The 16,992-nt window shown below is 72.0% G+C and carries 17 protein-coding genes and 2 pseudogenes; 6 read left to right on the forward strand and 13 right to left on the reverse strand.

Translation table 11 applies throughout. From position 1 onward, the window contains the following. Positions 1–70 precede the first annotated feature (70 nt). From ACZ6TB_RS13925 to ACZ6TB_RS13935, 3 genes are all read right to left on the reverse strand, one after another. Positions 71–1,036, reverse strand: coding sequence for a pirin family protein (locus ACZ6TB_RS13925; protein ID WP_465554162.1), 966 nt, complete (start codon positions 1,034–1,036; stop codon positions 71–73). Position 1,037: 1 nt separating this feature from the next. Further along, positions 1,038–1,478: a MarR family winged helix-turn-helix transcriptional regulator gene (locus ACZ6TB_RS13930; RefSeq protein WP_465554164.1), complete on the reverse strand. Its 441-nt coding sequence runs from the start codon at positions 1,476–1,478 to the stop codon at positions 1,038–1,040. A gap of 359 nt (positions 1,479–1,837) precedes the next feature. Next, positions 1,838–3,232, reverse strand: a complete 1,395-nt coding sequence (locus ACZ6TB_RS13935) for an alpha/beta fold hydrolase (protein WP_465554166.1) — start codon at positions 3,230–3,232, stop codon at positions 1,838–1,840. Positions 3,233–3,293: 61 nt separating this feature from the next. Between ACZ6TB_RS13935 and ACZ6TB_RS13940 the strand changes: the two genes are divergently transcribed. Further along, positions 3,294–3,758: a GNAT family N-acetyltransferase gene (locus tag ACZ6TB_RS13940; RefSeq protein ID WP_465554168.1), complete on the forward strand. Its 465-nt coding sequence runs from the start codon at positions 3,294–3,296 to the stop codon at positions 3,756–3,758. A 275-nt stretch (positions 3,759–4,033) separates the two neighbouring features. Then, complete coding sequence (locus ACZ6TB_RS13945; RefSeq protein ID WP_465554170.1) at positions 4,034–6,898, forward strand: discoidin domain-containing protein; 2,865 nt, start codon at positions 4,034–4,036, stop codon at positions 6,896–6,898. A 7-nt stretch (positions 6,899–6,905) separates the two neighbouring features. Here the strand turns inward: ACZ6TB_RS13945 and ACZ6TB_RS13950 are convergent, their stop codons facing one another. From ACZ6TB_RS13950 to ACZ6TB_RS13960, 3 genes are read right to left on the reverse strand one after another with little or no spacing between them, the layout of a single operon-like run. Next, the gene (locus ACZ6TB_RS13950) at positions 6,906–7,340 is read right to left on the reverse strand and encodes a hypothetical protein (RefSeq protein WP_465554172.1); all 435 of its coding nucleotides are present in this window, start codon (positions 7,338–7,340) and stop codon (positions 6,906–6,908) included. Positions 7,341–7,369: 29 nt separating this feature from the next. After that, on the reverse strand, positions 7,370–8,608 hold the full coding sequence (locus tag ACZ6TB_RS13955; RefSeq protein WP_465554174.1) for an enolase C-terminal domain-like protein: 1,239 nt from the start codon (positions 8,606–8,608) through the stop codon (positions 7,370–7,372). Continuing rightward, complete coding sequence (locus tag ACZ6TB_RS13960) at positions 8,605–9,444, reverse strand: NAD-dependent epimerase/dehydratase family protein (RefSeq protein ID WP_465554176.1); 840 nt, start codon at positions 9,442–9,444, stop codon at positions 8,605–8,607. Before ACZ6TB_RS13960 ends, ACZ6TB_RS13955 begins: the two co-directional genes overlap by 4 nt. A gap of 79 nt (positions 9,445–9,523) precedes the next feature. On the opposite strand from ACZ6TB_RS13960, the gene ACZ6TB_RS13965 reads away from it, so the two are divergent. Beyond that, positions 9,524–9,910: a hypothetical protein gene (locus ACZ6TB_RS13965; protein WP_465554178.1), complete on the forward strand. Its 387-nt coding sequence runs from the start codon at positions 9,524–9,526 to the stop codon at positions 9,908–9,910. Here ACZ6TB_RS13965 and ACZ6TB_RS13970 read toward each other — a convergent pair. From ACZ6TB_RS13970 to ACZ6TB_RS13990, 5 genes and pseudogenes are all read right to left on the reverse strand, one after another. Then, positions 9,907–10,134, reverse strand: a pseudogene (locus tag ACZ6TB_RS13970) (Clp protease N-terminal domain-containing protein); the annotation flags it as partial. The gene ACZ6TB_RS13965 and the pseudogene ACZ6TB_RS13970 overlap by 4 nt on opposite strands. 186 nt (positions 10,135–10,320) lie before the next feature. Then, a pseudogene (locus tag ACZ6TB_RS13975) lies at positions 10,321–10,512 on the reverse strand (Clp protease N-terminal domain-containing protein); the annotation flags it as partial. A 1-nt stretch (position 10,513) separates the two neighbouring features. Further along, positions 10,514–10,750, reverse strand: coding sequence for a helix-turn-helix domain-containing protein (locus ACZ6TB_RS13980; RefSeq protein WP_465554180.1), 237 nt, complete (start codon positions 10,748–10,750; stop codon positions 10,514–10,516). 101 nt (positions 10,751–10,851) lie between these two features. Next, complete coding sequence (locus tag ACZ6TB_RS13985; protein ID WP_465554182.1) at positions 10,852–11,583, reverse strand: VOC family protein; 732 nt, start codon at positions 11,581–11,583, stop codon at positions 10,852–10,854. Between the two features lie 199 nt (positions 11,584–11,782). After that, on the reverse strand, positions 11,783–13,924 hold the full coding sequence (locus ACZ6TB_RS13990; RefSeq protein ID WP_465554184.1) for an ATP-binding SpoIIE family protein phosphatase: 2,142 nt from the start codon (positions 13,922–13,924) through the stop codon (positions 11,783–11,785). A 164-nt stretch (positions 13,925–14,088) separates the two neighbouring features. Between ACZ6TB_RS13990 and ACZ6TB_RS13995 the strand changes: the two genes are divergently transcribed. Further along, on the forward strand, positions 14,089–15,063 hold the full coding sequence (locus ACZ6TB_RS13995) for a membrane protein (RefSeq protein ID WP_465554186.1): 975 nt from the start codon (positions 14,089–14,091) through the stop codon (positions 15,061–15,063). Between the two features lie 66 nt (positions 15,064–15,129). On the opposite strand, the gene ACZ6TB_RS14000 is transcribed toward ACZ6TB_RS13995, so the two are convergent. Continuing rightward, positions 15,130–15,483: a DUF6401 family natural product biosynthesis protein gene (locus tag ACZ6TB_RS14000; protein WP_465554188.1), complete on the reverse strand. Its 354-nt coding sequence runs from the start codon at positions 15,481–15,483 to the stop codon at positions 15,130–15,132. Positions 15,484–15,564: 81 nt separating this feature from the next. Between ACZ6TB_RS14000 and ACZ6TB_RS14005 the strand changes: the two genes are divergently transcribed. After that, entirely contained in the window at positions 15,565–15,969 is a 405-nt protein-coding gene (locus ACZ6TB_RS14005) for a hypothetical protein (protein WP_465554190.1), read from the forward strand. A 3-nt stretch (positions 15,970–15,972) separates the two neighbouring features. Here ACZ6TB_RS14005 and ACZ6TB_RS14010 read toward each other — a convergent pair whose 3' ends face one another. Beyond that, positions 15,973–16,173, reverse strand: a complete 201-nt coding sequence (locus ACZ6TB_RS14010) for a hypothetical protein (RefSeq protein WP_465554192.1) — start codon at positions 16,171–16,173, stop codon at positions 15,973–15,975. A gap of 109 nt (positions 16,174–16,282) precedes the next feature. Here ACZ6TB_RS14010 and ACZ6TB_RS14015 point away from each other — a divergent pair, with 109 nt between their 5' ends. Further along, entirely contained in the window at positions 16,283–16,969 is a 687-nt protein-coding gene (locus ACZ6TB_RS14015) for a hypothetical protein (RefSeq protein WP_465554194.1), read from the forward strand. The last annotated feature ends 23 nt before the right edge of the window (positions 16,970–16,992 follow it).

A 16,992-nucleotide genomic window follows, 5' to 3' on the forward strand; every position in this document is an offset into this window, starting at 1 on the left:
CCGGCCGGAAGGTACGCGCCCGGCCGGAAGGAACACCCCCGGCCGGAAGGAACACGCCCGGCCGCGCGGATCAGGTGTGCGGCACCCGCCCGGCGGGGATCACGCCGAGCCGGCCCTTCTGGAAGTCCTCGAACGCCTGCTTCAGCTCGGCCTGGGTGTTCATGACGAACGGCCCGTAGTGCGCCACCGGCTCGCGGATCGGCCGGCCGCCCATGATGAACAGCTCCATGGCCGGGATGTTCGAGTCCTGGGTCGCGTCCGCCTCGACCCGGATGGCGTCGCCGGCCCCGTGCGCCGCCAGCTGGCCGACGTGCAGCGGGCGCTTCTCGACGCCGACCGTGCCGCGGCCGGCCAGCACGTAGACCAGCGCGTTGTAGTCGGGCTGCCACGGCAGATCGAGCCGCGCCCCGGGCTGGAGCGTCACGTGCGCGAGGTTGATCGGGGTGAACGTCGAACCCGGACCCGCATGACCGTCCACCGACCCGGCGATGACCCGGATCAGGCTGCCGCCGTCGGGCGAGGTCAGCAGCGCCGCCTGCCGGCCCCGGATGTCCTGGTACTTCGGCTCGATCATCTTCGCGGCCCGGGGCAGGTTGACCCACAGCTGCAGGCCGTGGAACAGCCCGCCGCTCGCCACCAGATGCTCGGGCGGCGCCTCGATGTGCAGGATGCCCTGCCCGGCGGTCATCCACTGGGTGTCGCCGTCGGTGATCGTGCCGCCGCCGCCCAGCGAGTCCTGGTGGTCCATGATCCCGTCGATCATGTAGGTCACCGTCTCGAAGCCGCGGTGCGGGTGCCAGGGCGTGCCCTTGGGCTCACCCGGCGCGTAGTCGACCTCGCCCATCTGGTCGAGGTGGATGAACGGGTCGAGTTCGTTGACCGGCACCCCCGCGAAGGCGCGCCGGACCGGAAAGCCCTCGCCCTCGTAACCCGAGGGCGCGGTGGTGAGCCGGCGAACCGGCCGAAACGCAACATCGGCCGCCAGAAGCGGCAGGCGGGGCAGAACCAGGACGTCGTCGACGGTGATGGCGGGCATCTCAGGCCTTTCTGACTTTGTCGAAAACCCGGTGGATGACCTCGAGCTCGTCGGGGTCGAGACGATCGATGAAGCGATCCCGCACGGTGACCAGGTGCAGCGGCGCCGCGTTCACGAGGGCGGCCATGCCCTCGTCGGTGAGGATCGCCTCCTGGCCGCGCCCGTCCTCGGGACACGGCTGCTTGCGCACGAACCCGCGCTTGACCATCGAATTGATCTGGTACGTGATGCGGCTGGGCGAGAACACCAGCCGACCGGCCAGCTCGCCCATCCGAAGCCGCCGCTCGGGCGCCTCGCTGAGCACGACGAGAACGTGGTAGTCGTTCATGCTGAGCCCGGTCTGCGCGCGCAACTCGTCCTCGAGGTGCGTGTGCAGAGCCCAGGAGCTCTCGATGAACGTGCGCCAGGCGACCTGCTCGTCGTCGGTCAGCGGTTCGGCCATGACCGAACTCTAACTCTTTCAAATCTTAAATAACAAGGTGCCGCCGGTCACGTCGGGTCGGGCGCGGCGGCGGGGCCTGGCGGCGGGTTGGGCACGGCGGCGGTTGGGAGCGGCGGCGGTTGGGTGCGGCGGGCCGGGTGCGGCGGCGAGGGCGGGGTGCGGCGGCAAGGGTGGGGTGCGGCGGTGAGGGTGGGGTGCGGCGGCAGGGTGGGGTGCGGCGGCGAGGGTGGGGTGCGGCGGCGGGGCCTGGCGCGGGTTGGGCACGGCGGCGGTTGGGTGCGGCGGGCCGGGTGCGGCGGCGAGGGCGGGGTGCGGCGGCAGGGTGGGGTGCGGCGGTGACGGTGGGCTGGGCGGGCCGGTCACGGTGTGCTGCCCGCGGCGGTCTCGGTTCGGACTCGGGCCAGCACGGCGGCGAACGCGGCCGGCTGGTCGAACATCGACCGATGGCCCGCGTTCCTGAGCGTCACTATCTCTTTGTGGGGCGCCGTCAGCACCGCGAACCAGGCGTTCTGGTCGCGCACGCGGGCGGGCACCTCGCGGTCGCCGGCCACGAGGTAGACCGGCACCGCCAGCGCCGGGACCTGCGACACCAGGTCGACCGTGCGCAAGCGGGGATAGAGGGCGTCGAAGGAATCGAGGACGCTCGAGATCGCGTGGACCTGGTCGAGGGGCGACAGCTCGGGAGCCCGGGCATTGGCGAACAGGGCCTCGACGTTGCCCGAGCCGTAGATCCGGTCCTCGCCGGCCAGCATGGGCTCGTATCCGTAAATATTGGTGTAAGGCGGGCGGCCCACCGCCGTGAGGCGCGCCAGGAGGCGGGCGTCGTTGTGGTCGCGCGCCCAGGCCAGCATGTCGTCGTACTGCGCGCGGTCGCTCGCGGTCGGGTTCGCCACCTGCGCCACGCCGACATAAGCGGCATAAAGGGCAGGCTCATCCTGTACGGCGAGAGCCGCGCCGATGGTGCCGGTGGCGTGTGCCATCAGGTAGATCTTGTCGCGGCGGAACCGGGTTCGCAGGTAGTCGGTGGCGTTCAGGACGTTGCGCTTCTCGTCGTCGACCGTGAACGTCGGCGTCGGGTCGAGCGCGCCGAACGACCGGCCGCCGCCGCGCCCGTCCATGGTCACGACCACGAAGCGCTGCTCGAGGGCGCCGAGCCGCTGCCGCATGGCGGCGAGCTCGGTGCCGCCGGGTGTGCCGGGGACGAACAGCAGGATGGGGAGATCGGTCCGGGCGCCTCGGATCATCAGGCCGAGCTTCCCGGCGTACGCGAGCTCGGAAATGCCCCCGGGAATCGGCGCGACGCGCCCCGGGAGAGCGACCACCACCGCGATCGCGAGAACCACAACGGCCAGGACGCCGGTCAGGAAGCGCCCCACCCACCGGAAGGGGTTGCGGCTGTGCCGACGGGAGCCGGCGCCGTACGCCGCGGCGACGCCCATCGGCAGCAGCGTGAGCAGCGCCAGGACGCCCCGCCCGGCGATCAGCGCGAGCAGGCCGAGATCGGTCGGGCGCGGATAGTCGACGGTGGGGCCGGTGAAGCCGACCCGGGTGACCTCGGCCGCCACCGCGAACAGCAGCGGCGCCAGGAAGATCGCCGCGCGGGAACGGTAGACGCGACCGGCCATCGCGCCGACCGCGACACTGGCCGCCATGATGATGAGGGCCTCGTAGCCGAAGATCGGCCCGCGCGGGCGCCAGAAGGCCGCGAGCACACCCCAGACCAGCGCCGGAAGCAACCCCACGCCGCGGACCATGCTGGGACGCTAATGGAAAATCGATGCCGGGCGCTGCCCCCGGGCGGTTAACGTCCGTGCCATGATTGCGCGCGCCGCCGGCCCCGATGACGCTGATGAGTTGGTCCGCCTACGGGCCGTGATGCTCGGGAGCCTGACCCGCGAGACCTGGAGCGACGACTGGCGCGAGCCGTCCCGGCAGATCCTGGCCGAGCGGCTCGGCGATCCGTCGCCGTCGATGGTGGCGTTCGTGGTCGACCGGCCGGACGGCGCGGGGCTCGCCTCCTGCGCGCTCGGCACGGTCGAGCAGCGGCTGGGCCTCCCGGGCGACCCGTCGGGCCGGGGCGGTTACATCTTCAGCGTCGCCACCGACCCCGACATGCGCCGGCGCGGCTATTCGCGGCAGTGCATGACCGCGTTGCTCGACTGGTTCCGCGGCGCCGGGATTCACAAGATCGACCTGCGCGCCTCGCGGGACGGGGAGTCGCTCTACGAGTCGCTGGGCTTCAAACGAACCCCCGACCCGGCGATGCGGCTGCGGCTCTGACTCTGGGCGCCGCCCCTCCCGGCCCGCGGCCCGCTCTCCGGCCGCGGCCCGCCATCTCCGGCCGCACCTCACCGGCCAGCCGCACCTCGCCCGGCCGGCCCCTGGCACCTTCCGCGGTTTGCCACGCCCCCGCGTACCGGAAAAATCAGCCTTTCGCCCGTTTTATACGGAGAGCCTTCCCCGATTGAATAAGGCCGCTGACCTGGGACCTTGGGGGATGTGTGCGAGGGCGTAACAGTTGGCGGTCGCGGCTTGCGGCCAGCGCGGTGCTATCGGTGCTCGTCGGAACGGCGATCGTGCTCCATCAGCGATCGGCCCCGGCAACGGACGACGCCGCCGCCGACCCGCATGCCGGACACGTCATGCCCAGCGCGATCCCGGTCGCCGTCACGCAGGCCGCGCCGCTGCCGACCACCGGCTGGACGGTCACGGCCGACAGCAACAGCGCGACCGCCGCCAACGTGCTCGACGGCAAGACGACGACGCTCTGGCGCACCGCGAACACCGCCATGCCGCACCTGCTGACGATCGACACGCACAACCGGATCGCGTTCAGCGGTTTGACCTATCTGCCGCCGGCCGACTCGGCCAACGGGCGGATCGGCCGGTACGAGGTGCTGGTCAGCGACGACGGGACGACCTTCAAATCGGTCGCCACCGGGACGTTCGCCGACGACGCGACGCAGAAGTCGGTGACGACCGCGACGGTGGTCACCCGCTATGTCCGGTTGCGGGCGCTCACCGAGGCCGGCAAGCGGGGACTCTGGAGCGCGGCCGCGGAGATCAACCTGCTCGGTGGCACGGACCCGGCTCTTTCGCGTACGGGATGGACCGCCGTCGCCGACAGCCAGGAGACCGCGGACGAGGACGGCAAGGCCCAGAACGTGCTCGACGGCGACACCAACTCGATCTGGCACACGGCGTACAGCGCCGCCGAGCCGGATCTGCCGCACACGCTGACGATCGACATGAAGAAGGCGTACCTCGTGTCGGGGCTGAGCTACCTGCCGCGGCCGGCCGACAGCGCCAACGGGCGGATCGGCCGGTACACGATCTCGACCAGCTTCGACGGTAAGAACTGGGGCGACCCGATCACGGCCGGCGCGTTCGAGGACACCGGGGTCGTGCAGTCGGCGACCTTCGCCCCGCAGGTGGCCCGTTTCGTCCGGCTGACCGCGTTGTCCGAGGCCGGCGACCGGGGTCCGTGGTCGTCGGCGGCCGAGATCAACGTGCTCGGGCGCACCGACCCGTCGCTGGTCCGCACCGGCTGGACGGCGACCGCCGACAGCCAGGAGACGGCGGGCGAGAACGGCAAGGCGCAGAACGTGCTCGACGGCAACGCCGCCACGATCTGGCATACGGCGTGGAGCACGACCAACGCCGCCCTGCCGCACACGCTGACGATCGACATGAAGACGACCCAGGCGATCGGCGGCCTCACCTACCTGCCGCGCCCGGACGACTCGTGGAACGGTCACATCGGCCGCTACTCGCTCGCGATCTCGGCCGACGGCAAGACCTGGACCAGCAAGATCGGTGATGCGGCGTTCCCGGACACGACCACCGTCCAGACCGTGGTCTTCCCGGCGGTCACGGCCCGGTACGTACGGCTGACCGCTCTCTCCGAAGCCGGCGGCCGTGGGCAGTGGTCCTCCGCCGCCGAGATCAACCTTCTCGGCCCGAGCGGCTCGGTCGTCGCCGGGCGCGGCAGCTTCAGCGCGCCGGTCGGCTTCCCGCTCGTGCCGGTGGCCGCGGCCCAGCTGCCCAACGGCAAGATCCTGACGTGGTCGGCGTTCCAGACCGACGACTACGTGGGCGGGTACGGCCGGACGGTCACCGCCACCTACGACCCGGCCACCGGCGTCGTCACCCAGCGGACGATCACCAACACCGGGCACGACATGTTCTGCCCCGGCATCTCCACCCTGCCCGACGGCCGCATCCTGGTCACCGGCGGCAACGACAGCGAGAAGACCAGCATCTACGACCCGGCCACCGACGCGTGGACCAGCGGGCCGGACATGACGGTCGGTCGCGGCTACCAGGCGAGCACGACGCTCTCGGACGGGCGGGTCTTCACCATCGGCGGCTCGTGGAGCGGCGGCTACGGCGGCCAGAACGGCACCCCGCACAAGAACGGCGAGGTGTGGTCGGCGACGGCCGGGTGGACGGCGCTGCCGGGCACGAACGTGGTGCCGATGCTCACCGCCGACGCCAACCCCAACGGCGACTACCGCAAGGACAACCACGCGTGGCTCTTCGCGTGGACCGGCGGGTCGGTGCTGCAGGCCGGACCTTCCAAGGCGATGAACTGGTACGGGACGACGGGCACCGGAACGACGACGGCGGCCGGCACGCGGGGCGACGCGGGCGACCAGATGAACGGCAACGCGGTCATGTACGACACGGGGAAGATCCTCGCGGTCGGCGGGTCGCCCAGCTACGAGCAGAGCTATGCGACCGCGGACGCGTACGTGCTGACCATCAACGGGGTCAACAAGGCGGTCACCACCAAGAAGGTCGGCTCGATGGCCAGCACCCGGGCGTTCGGCAACGCGGTGGCGCTGCCGGACGGCACCGTCGCGGTCTTCGGCGGGCAGAACTACGCGGTGCCGTTCTCGGACAACACCTCGGTGCTCAACGCCGAGCTGTACGACCCGGCGACCGAGAAGTTCACGACGATGGCCACGGCCACGGTTCCCCGCAACTACCACTCGGTCGCACTGCTCATGCCGGACGGCCGCGTCTTCACCGGCGGCGGCGGCCTCTGCGGCACCGGGTGCGCCACGAACCACTTCGACGGCCAGGTCTTCACCCCGCCGTACCTGCTCAACGAGGACGGGTCGGCCGCCACCCGCCCGGTCATCACGTCGGCCCCGGCCACGGCCGCGAACGGCGCGAAGATCACGGTGAAGACCGGCAGCGCGGTCACGCAGTTCGCGATCATCCGGATGGGCACCGCGACCCACACGGTCGACACCGACCAGCGCCGCCTGTCCCTGACCCCGGCCGCGGTCGCCGGCGGCTACCAGCTGACGATCCCGGCCGACGCGGGCGTGGCGCTGCCGGGGTACTGGATGCTCTTCGCGATGAACGACAAGGGTGTTCCCAGCGTCGCGAAGACCATCAAGATCGGCTGAGGGGCCGTCAGGCGGCGTGCTCGAAGGAGCGGCCGGCGATCGGCTCGGCCGGCGGCTCGGCGACGGCGAGCCGGGCGACGACGGGCGGCTCCTCCGGGATCGGGATCGCGGCCGCGCCGGCGCCGGCCGGGCGGGGCTTGGGCTTCGGGGCCCGCGCCGAGGAGCTGCCGCCGCGGCCCGGGTAGACGTAGAGCCCGTTGACCGGGTCGGGCGTCGCGTCGAGGGCGGCCTGCACCACCGGCAGCGCGCGGAAGCGGTCCCAGTCGTCGGTCTCCTTGAACGCCACCTCGAGCACCACGCCGCCGGGCATCAGCGTCCACTCCCAGCGCTTGGCGCCATTGGTCACGGCGGCCTCGAGAAGCGCCTCGCCGTAGCCGTCCTTCCACCGCTGCGCCGGCAGGACACCGTCGCGCACCTCGATCGTCCACCACCGCATGCTCATGAATCGAAGGTACGCCCCTCCGGCGAGCGCTAGGGGGCCTCGATCGCGCCGTCGGGCCGGCGGACCGTGCCGGCCCAGCGCTCGTGGTTGCCGGTCACCGGCGGATGGGCGGCGGCCAGCTTCTCGTTCAGCTCGATGCCCCAGCCCGGCGCGGCCGACGGCTGGGCGTAACCGGCCTGCACCACGGGCGTGCCGGGGAAGATCTCGTGCACCAGCCCGGGATAGACGTGGCCCTCCTGGATGCCGAACGCGGCACTGGTCAGGTCGAGCGCCAGGTTGGCGGCGGCGCCGACGGGGGAGACGTCGGCGGGCGCGTGCCAGGCGGTCTGCACGCCGCTCAGCTCGCACAGGCCGGCCAGCTTGCGCGCGGGGGTCAGCCCGCCGATCGCGGAGACGTGGCAGCGCAGCAGATCGACACCGCCCCCGCTCACCAGGCGGGCGGCCTCGGGCACCGAAACCGCTAATTCACCACAGGCGATGGGTACGGGCGAGGCCGCGCGCACCTCGGGCAGGCGGTCGTAGTGCTCGGGCGCGACCGGGTCCTCGAGGAAGAAGAGGCGGTGGGGCTCGAGCGATCGGGCCAGCACCACGGCCTGTTTCGGGGTCAGCCGGCTGTGCACGTCGTGCAGCAACTCGACGTCGTCGCCGAACCGGTCGCGGGCGGCGGCGAACAGCTTCGGCGTCCGGGACAGGTAGTGCTGCACGCTCCAGCCGTCGGGGTAGGGCGCCAGCGGGTAGCCGCCCGGGCGGCCGGGGGCGCCGTAGGTGCCGAGCCCGGGCTGGCCGGTCTGCAGCCGTACGTGCGAGAAGCCCGCCGAGATCAGCGACTCCGCGTGGTCGAGCGTCTCGGCGATGGTCGCCCCCGAGGCGTGCAGATAGACCGGCACGTCCCCGCGCAGCCGCCCGCCCAGCAGCTCGTACACCGGCATGCCGGCCCGTTTGCCGGCGATGTCCCACAACGCCATGTCCACTCCGGACAGCGCGCTGTTCAGAACCGGCCCGCCCCGCCAGTACGCCGAGAAATGCAACAGCCGGCCGATTTCCGAGATGTCGGAAACGTTGCGCCCGACGACCAGGTCCGCGATGTGCGTCGTCAGCGCGGCCACGACCGCCGCATGGCGCTGGTGGAAGGTGGCGCAGCCCAGCCCGTACAAACCCGGGACCGAGGTGTCGAGACGGACGACGACCAGGTTCACGCCCTCGGGCGCGGTCACGATCACCCGGAGGGCGGTGATCCGCACGTCCTCCCGGGCCGGCCACGGCGTCACGCCCGTACCTCATAGGGATGGTGGGCTTGGAATCCGAGCAGGTCCACGGCCGGCCGCAGATCGATGGGCACGCTTCGCCCGGGAAACGCCGGCCGCGGCACCCCGGGATGGAACGTCTCCACCAGCCACTCCGTCGGTTGCGGCGCCAGCGTCTCGGGCGCCGCCACGTAGACGACGTGACAGCCGGGCGCCTTCGGCCGCAGCGCCGCGACCAGCGCCGACGCCGCGTCCCGGTCGTCGAGGTAGCTCCACACGTCGGCCGCGCCCACCTCCGGCGACTCCGCGAACCGGGCCGCCTGCGCCGGCAGCCGGTCGGCGGCCGTTCCCACGAAGGGCAGCCGCAGCGCGACGACGCTCATCCCGTACTGCCGATGGACCATCGCCGCCGTCGCCTCGTCGACCTGCTTCGACAACGCGTACGGGTCGCTGATCTGCAGTGGCAGTTCGGTGTCGATCGGCAGGTAGGGCATCCGCACCGGGGTCCGCGCGAACGGCAGCCCACAGATCGCGTAGCTGCTCGCGATGGCCGCGCGCTCGATGCCGGCCTGCCCGGCCCGGTCCAGCACCGTGAACGTCGCCAGCGTGTTGCGCCCGAAGACCACCTCGCCCGGATCGTTCGCCGGGTTCGGGATCGCGGCCAGGTGGATCACGTCGGTCACGTCCCGCAGCGCCTCGTCGACCACCGCCGGATCGCCCGCGTCCCCGATCACCACGCGGTCGGCGGTCAGCGACGCCGGCGCCAGCGCGAGGGCCGTGACCGGCACCCCGCGCGTGGCGAGCAGATCGAGGACGGCCGTGCCGATCAGGCCGGCCGCGCCGGTCACGAGCACACGCATGCCCGCAACCTACTACCGAGATCACCATCGCGGGATTGCCATTATCATCGAGCGGGATTCGGCTGGCTGGAGCGGCGCCATGGCGTACCGGGTGGAGTACAACGGCGAGAACATCGAACTCGCCACCCTGGATGACGCCCTGGACTGTGCCCGGACGGCGATCGCCAACGACCTGGACCGCTTCGACGGGTGGTCGGTCGAGCGCGACGAGCGCCACGACGACTGGTTCGTCCAGGCCGTGCGCAACGGCCGCCGGGTCGGCCCGACCGCGCTGATCACCGGGCCGCGGGCGGGCGTCGTCGAGGACTGGGAGCGGCGGGTCGCGTTCGTGGGCCGCACCCCGGCCGAGGCGTTCGCGATGGCGGCCGACTGGCTGGAGCGGCGCCCCGACATCGAGGTGCTCGGCGACGTCGGGTGGCACCACACCGCCAGCGGCCACCAGCTGCGCATCTATTACAAGGGCTAGGCCGCCTCCGTCTTCAGCGACGCGGTCAGGTCGGCCCGCAGCTTCGCGAAGTCGACCTGGTGGTCGGCCAGCACCCGCGCGCCCAGGCCCTCGCCCTCGCGCAGCATGCCGAGCATGACGTGCTCGGGCGCGATGTAGTTGTGGTGCAGGTGCAGCGCCTCGCGCAGGGACAGCTCCAGCAGCTTCTTGGCCCGCGGCGAGAACGGGATGTGCCCGCTCTGCGCGTAGAAGCGGCCGAACAGGCCCTTCTTCTTCGGCGCCGGCTTGGGCAGCCGCAGCGAGCCGGCCCCGAAGCTCTCCTCGATCGCGGCCCGCACCTTCTCGAGGTCGATGCCGATCGCCTTCAGCGCGGCCGCGTCCTCCTCGTCGGCCTCGGCGAACGACAGGTCGGGCTCGACGTCGCCGACGTGCCGCAGGATGTCGTCGGTGGCGGTCTCGGTGTCGATCCCGTACTCGCCGAGCAGCCGGGCGACGTTGCCGTCGCCGGCCAGCAGCGCCAGCAGCACGTGCTCGGTGCCGATCAGTGGATGGCCCAGATCTCGCGCCTGCTCCTGCGCGTCGACCACGACCGCCCGCGCGGCGGTGGTGAACCGTTCGAACATGTCAGTCCTCCCGTGGGTCGCGCGCCGGCATCAGGTGCGCGTGCTTCTTGTGGACGCCCTGGCGAGTCACGTCGAGCGCGTCGGCGATCTCCTGCCAGGACCAGCCCTTGCGGCGGGCGTTGCTCACCTGGAGGTGCTCGAGCCCCTCCAGCAGGCGGCGCAGCGCCACGACCGCGCGCAGGCCGACCCGTGGATCGGTGCTGCCGGCGGCGGCGGCGAGGTCGGTTGCTTCAGTCATGCTGTCAACTTACGTTGACACTGACCCGATCGTCAACCCCGGTTGACACGCCGGGCGCGAAAAAAGGGGGGCCATCGTCTGGCCCCCCTTTCCAAAACCGATCAGCCGCCGTACGTGAGCTCCAGCCCCGTGATGTCGTTGTACGCGACGGAGAGCTCCACGGCCCGCGGCACCGGCGCGGTGATCGCGAACGGCGCGCCCATCGGGTCGAGGATCTCGACGTACCGGCCCAGGCCCATCTCGACCGGCCCGGCCGTGACCCGCCCGCCCAGCCGGCCGACGTGGCCGGCCGGGTCCGGGCCGTCGGCCACCTGGAACGACGGCTGCCAGCGACGGTCGTACCGCCCGGTGATCAGCCCGGCCACCGAGTCGTGCGCCTCGGTCAGCCACTCGCCGCTGCCGAACTCGTGGGTCAGCGTCCAGCCGAACACCGAGCCGTAGAACGCGGTCGCCCCGGCCGCGTCGTCGGTCAGCAGATCGGCCCACGCCATCGTGCCCGGCTCGCCCCGCAGCTGGGCGCCGCCGAAACCGGCCGCCTGCCACAGGCCGAACATCGCGCCGTCGGCGTCCGCGACGATCACGCTGCGCCCGCCGGGCCGTTCCTCGGGCCGGGTCAGCACCCGGCCGTACGCCGATCGCACCCGTTCCGCCGTCGCCTCGAGATCGGGCGCCGCCAGGTAGGTCAGCCAGCCCTCGGGCCGGTCCGGACGGCTGCGGATGATGCCCGCGACCGCGCGTCCGTCCACCATGAACCGTTCACCGTCGACGTCCCAGCCGAACAGGCTCGCATAGAACGCTGCCGCTCGCGCCGGATCGTCGGTCGCCAGCTCCACCCAGCAGGGTGTCGATGGCGCAAAGCCCCGAATTCTCATGTGCCGCTCCCACATGGATGTCCCCGAATTGCTGAACACCTTACGGCACCCAATACGCTTCGTCACTAGTCGAGGGTTCAATGTCCGTTTTAACGCGTGTTGCCGCTACGGAAAGTAATCGACCGAGGGGGCGAATGTAACGTGATAGTTAAACAGTTGATCAGTCGCAAATAGACTCGCGGCCGCCCGGGATCAGCAGCTCGAACCACACGGTCGTGCCCCGCACGGACGGATCGGTGCCCCACGAGTCGCTCAGCTCGTCGATCAGCCCGAGCCCCCGGCCGCGGCTGCTGAGGCTGCCCATCGACTCGGCGCGGGTGCGGATCACGCCGCCCCGGGTGCCGGTGTCGGAGACCGCCACGAGCAGCCGTTCGGCGTTCAGATCCACATCTACCTGGGCCGGAGTGCCCGCGTGCAGCAACGCGTTGGTGGTGAGCTCGCTCGTGCACAGGACGGCCGACGAGATGACCGCCTCGGGCACCGACCAGTCCCGCAGCCGCGCCGTCATCCAGTGCCGCACCCGGCTCGGCCCGGACGGATCGGCCGCCACCCGCATCGTGTCCGACCGGCTGCGGGTCACCGCCCGCTCGACCGCGAGCACCGCCACGTCGTCGTCGGTCGGCGGGCCGGGCACGGCCGCGGTCGCCAGCGAGCACAGGTTGCGCGGGTCGCCGCTGTGCGCCGCCGCGGCCGCCGCCACCAGCGCGTCCAGCCCGTCGTTCAGCGGCCGCCCGCGCCGCTCGACCATGCCGTCGGAGAACATCAGGATCGTGTCGCCCGGCTCGAGCCGCACCAGCCCGGTCTGCCACCGGCCGCTCAGCCCGAGCGGCGCGCCCGGCGGCACCTTGACCAGCTCGGCCGTCGGCGGCCCGCCGGCCAGGCCGGCGCGGCGCAGCACCGGCGGCGGGTGCCCGGCGCTGGCCAGCGTGATCGTGCCGTCGGCGGGGTCGAGCACCCCGTACACCACGGTCACGAAGATCTCCTCGTTGCGCGACTCGGCGCCGAGCGAGCCGACCAGCCGGTCGAGCCCGGCCAGCACCGCCGGCGGCTCGGGATCGGTCAGCGCCATCGCCCGCAGCGCGGCCCGCACCTGGCCCATCACCGCGGCCGCCCGCACGTCGTGCCCGGCGACGTCGCCGAGCACGATGGCCAGCCGCCCGTCGCCGAGCCGGAACGCGTCGTAGAAGTCGCCGCCGGCCGCGTTGCCGTCCACACCCGGCTGGTAGCGCGCCGCAATCCGGAAGTTGTCCAGCTCGGGCAGGTGCTCCGGGAGCATGCTGCGCTGCAGCAGCTGGGCGGTGCCGTGCTGGGCCTCGAACCGGCGGGCCCGCTCGGCGGCCTGCGCGACCAGCTGGGCCGCCGCGTTCAGCAGGGCGCGCTCGGCCGGCAGCCAGGTGTGCGGGTCGCGGTAACCGATGCTCAGCCCGCCGGTCAGCGACGGCGTGTCGAGGGGGAGGACGGCCAGCGCGCGGATCCGCCGCTCGTGCCGGTCGGTGGCGACGGCCTGAAGCGGCTCGCCGTCGGGCACGAACGAGGCCCGGGCCGACCGGGCGGCCGCCACCAGCGGCGCGCGGTCGTCGTCGGGCAGGCGCCTCCAGACCGGGGGCAGCCGCTCGTCGGCCTCGTCGAGCACGTCGCCCCGGATGCGGCGGACCATGCGGAACGCGTTGCCGTCGTCGACCGCGAAGACGCAGTGGTCGGCGTCGAACGAGGCCAGCGCGTAGCCGAGGACGACCCGGGCCACGTCGTCGATGGTGAGGGCGATGGCGAGCCGGGACGTCAGCTCGCCCAGGCTCTGCAGGCGGCGGGTCACCTGGGTGGTCTCGGCGGCCACGGTCAGCACCCCGGCCACGGCGCCGCCCGAGTCGCGGACCGCCGAGTGGCCGCGGGTGAAGAAGGCCTGCTCGGGGTGGGCGCCCTCGGCCCGCACCACGGTCAGCTGGGTCTCCGGCTCGAGGAACGGCCGCCCGTCGGCGTAGACGTCGGCCACCACGTCGCCGATGCCGGAGCTGGTCCAGATGTCGCCGAACGCCTCGCGGGCCGGGCGGCCGAGCGCCGTCGGATGCAGGGTGCCGATCAGATCCGCGTACGCGTCGTTGTAGATCTGAATGAAACTCGGCCCGAAGCCGAGCGCCATCGGCATCGGGGACGCCAGAACGAGTTCGACGGTGGCGGTGATGACCGGGTCCCAGCGGTGGCGCGACCCGAGCGGCGTGGCCGACCAGTTCAGATTTTGCACGAGATCGGCGCATTTTTCCGAGGGCAGGGTGGATACCTGACTCACCCCGCGCGTCCCGGACATGAACAAAAGCGTAGCCCGACTCGGTCGTTCGGACGATGCCGCGCCAACCATACGTCCGATTCTTGACGGTACGCGTTTACGACAGCACGCTCCGCGCTCGACGGGCGGGCTCGCTCGTTTGCTCCTAGGGTCGCAAGGGACCGGATTGACGACAGGGAGTGGCGATGACCGGGAACGGGTTGGGACAGGGACTCAGCGACATGTGGCGGTCGGTGTTGTTGTTCCTGCCGGCCGCGCTCGCCTTCATCGCGATCCTCGTGGTCGGCTACGTGGTGGCGCGTCTGCTGCGCACGCTGGTGACCAAGGGGCTGCGCCGGGCCGGCTTCGACCAGGCCGTCGAGCGCGGCCCGGTGGGTCGCGCCCTCAGCGGGCAGGTCAGCGCCACCGACCTGTGCGCGAAGATCGTCTTCTACGGCGTGCTGCTGTTCGCCCTGCAGCTGGCGTTCGGCATCTGGGGGCCGAACCCGGTCAGCGACCTGCTCACCGACCTGATCGCCTGGCTGCCCCGGCTGCTCGTGGCGATCGTGATCGTGGTGGTGGCGTCGGCGATCGCCGGGGCGGTGCACGACCTGATCGCGAGCGCGCTCGGCGGTCTCCCGTACGGGCGGGTGCTCGCCCGGGTGGCGGCCGTCGTGATCGTGGTGCTGGGCGTGATCGCCGCGCTCGACCAGGTGCGCATCGCCACGTCGGTCACCCGGCCGCTGCTGATCGCGGTGCTCGCCATGGTCGCCGGGGTGGTGATCGTCGGCGTGGGCGGGGGACTGATCCGGCCGATGCAGCACCGCTGGGAGACGTGGCTCGAGCGGGCGTCGACCGAGTCGTCGAACATCCGGGAGCATGCGAAGGCGTACGCGGACGAGCGCCGCGCGGCGGCGGCCGAGGTTCCTCCCTCGCCCTCCGGCCCTGATTCGCACAACCCCGAGGAAACCCAGGTCATCGCGCCGCGCCAGACCCGCCCGCGGCGCGCGACCGACGTGGCCTTCGACACCGACGACCCGGAGGCCACCACCGTGATCCGCACCGACACGGCCGACACCACGATCATCAACCCCGGGCGCGACGAGACGCTGGTCATCGGCAGCGGCACCGAGACCACCGGCTCGATCCCGGCCGCCGACGACGACGAGCCCAGGAAATAGAAGGGGCCGGCACCAGGAAGATCCTGGTACCGGCCCCGAATGGTCGTCAGCCTGGGTGGGAAGGGGTCAGCTGGGGTCCGGAAGCGTACGCGCGAGCGAGCACACCCCGAGCAGGCGCAGCATCACCCAGTCGTTCTCCGACCAGTCGATGCCGACCGGCGGGCGCCAGCCGTGGGTGAACGCGGCGTCGCGCACCCCCTCGGCGTACGCGGCGAGGATGACCGCGGTCAGCGGGCGGACATCGACCGAGAGGCTGTCGCGAATGCCGGCGGCGTGCTGGTCGACGACGGCCATCAGACCCGGGTTGACGTCGGCGGCGGCGAGGCCGCTGACTCCCACGGTGTCGTGAAGCTCGGCGAGGCAGGCGTAGGCGGAACGGAGGGCAGCACGGGCGGCGGCGCCGCTGAACAGGCCATTCATGTGGAGAAAAGTTACGGACGGCGGGGTATGGAATGGTTCTCCGTCCAGGTGCAGGACGGTTGACTTCGGAAAGGTGCGGGCGTGACCAACGAGAACGATGTGCCGGACGAGCTGACCATCCGGGCGCTGGGCAAGCTCAGCGAGGCCCTGGAGACCACCGAGCGGGCTCGCGGCCACCTCTACGAGATGCATCAGCTGACCGGCACCGCCGACTTCCAGCTCGACGAGGCGGTCTCGCTGTTCATGCAGGCCGGCCACGAGAAGATGGCCGAGCGCATCCAGCGGGAGCTGATCGGGCGCAACGTCACCCCCGGCCACTGGACGTTCCAGCTGATCGAGGAGTACGACGACGGTTACTGGTCGGAGTTCCGGGCGCTGGAGAAGACGGCCCGCGACGAGCTCGCCGGCGGTCGCCGCCACCTCCACGAGGCCCGGCTCAAGGAGCTCCGCCGCACCCACGGGCGGCCCGGCCACGAGGCCCGTTAGGGGCTATTCCGCTATTTCCGGGCGCCGGCGATGAGCGTCGTCCGCGAGGATCACGGTGGCCACGCACATGGCCACCACCACGGCGAAGAGCCAGGAGGCGTCGTCGATGACCTTGGCGGCAATCGGGGCCTGGCAGGCGGCCAGAAGGAAGCCGAGCCAGGCGAAACGGCGCTGGCGCTCGGACAGGAAACCGGCAGATCGCATTCGGACAGTTTTGCTCGATCGGGACGGATCGCCGTCACCCGTTCGGCCGATTCTCCGTTGTCCGATGGTGCCTCCAGAATTGCGTCGATGTGGCTCAACGATGCGCGTAATGGCCGCATTCGCGCTGGTCGGCTGCTTGATCGGCTGCGGCCCCGCGGCGAGCCCGGCCGAGCCGCCGCCGACCACCCCGCATGATCATGTCGCCGCCGGCCCACTACTCGGACGCACCGGAGGATTCCTCACGGTGACCGACGCGGCCTCCCGGGTCCGGGTCGTGCTCGCCGCGCTGCCCGGCCTCCTCTACCGGATCACCACCCCAGCCGGCTCGGGCCTGGCACCACGCGTCACCGACGAGAACGGCCGCATCCGCGCCGCCCTGCTGCCGACCGGCGCCGACGGTCCGGACGAGGTGCTGATCGTGCTCAACCGCGACGTCCGCTGGGACATCCGCCTCCCGCTCGGCGCCGGCGAACAACAGCTCGACCTGCAGCGGGGCCGCGTCACCCGGGTCGACCTGGGCGCCTCCGGCCTGGTCGAGATGCGCTTGCCGACCCCGGCGGGCACGGTGCCGGTCACCCTCGCGGGCCCGGTCGGCAGCGTGGTGCTCGACACCGACCCGGCAATCCCGCTGCGCTTGTCCCTGACGGCGGGCGCCGGCGCCGTGACAACCCCGTGGGGCGCAAGCTTGGTGGCCGCCCCCGGCACCGTCGTGGAGGCGCCGGGGTGGCGCGAATCCCCGCGCCGGTACGCGGTGACCAGCCGCGCCGCGGTCGGCAAGGTGCTCGTCCAGAGCTAGCCGTTACTGTTCCCCACCCCGGA

The organism is Actinoplanes sp. NPDC051537 (assembly GCF_055586105.1).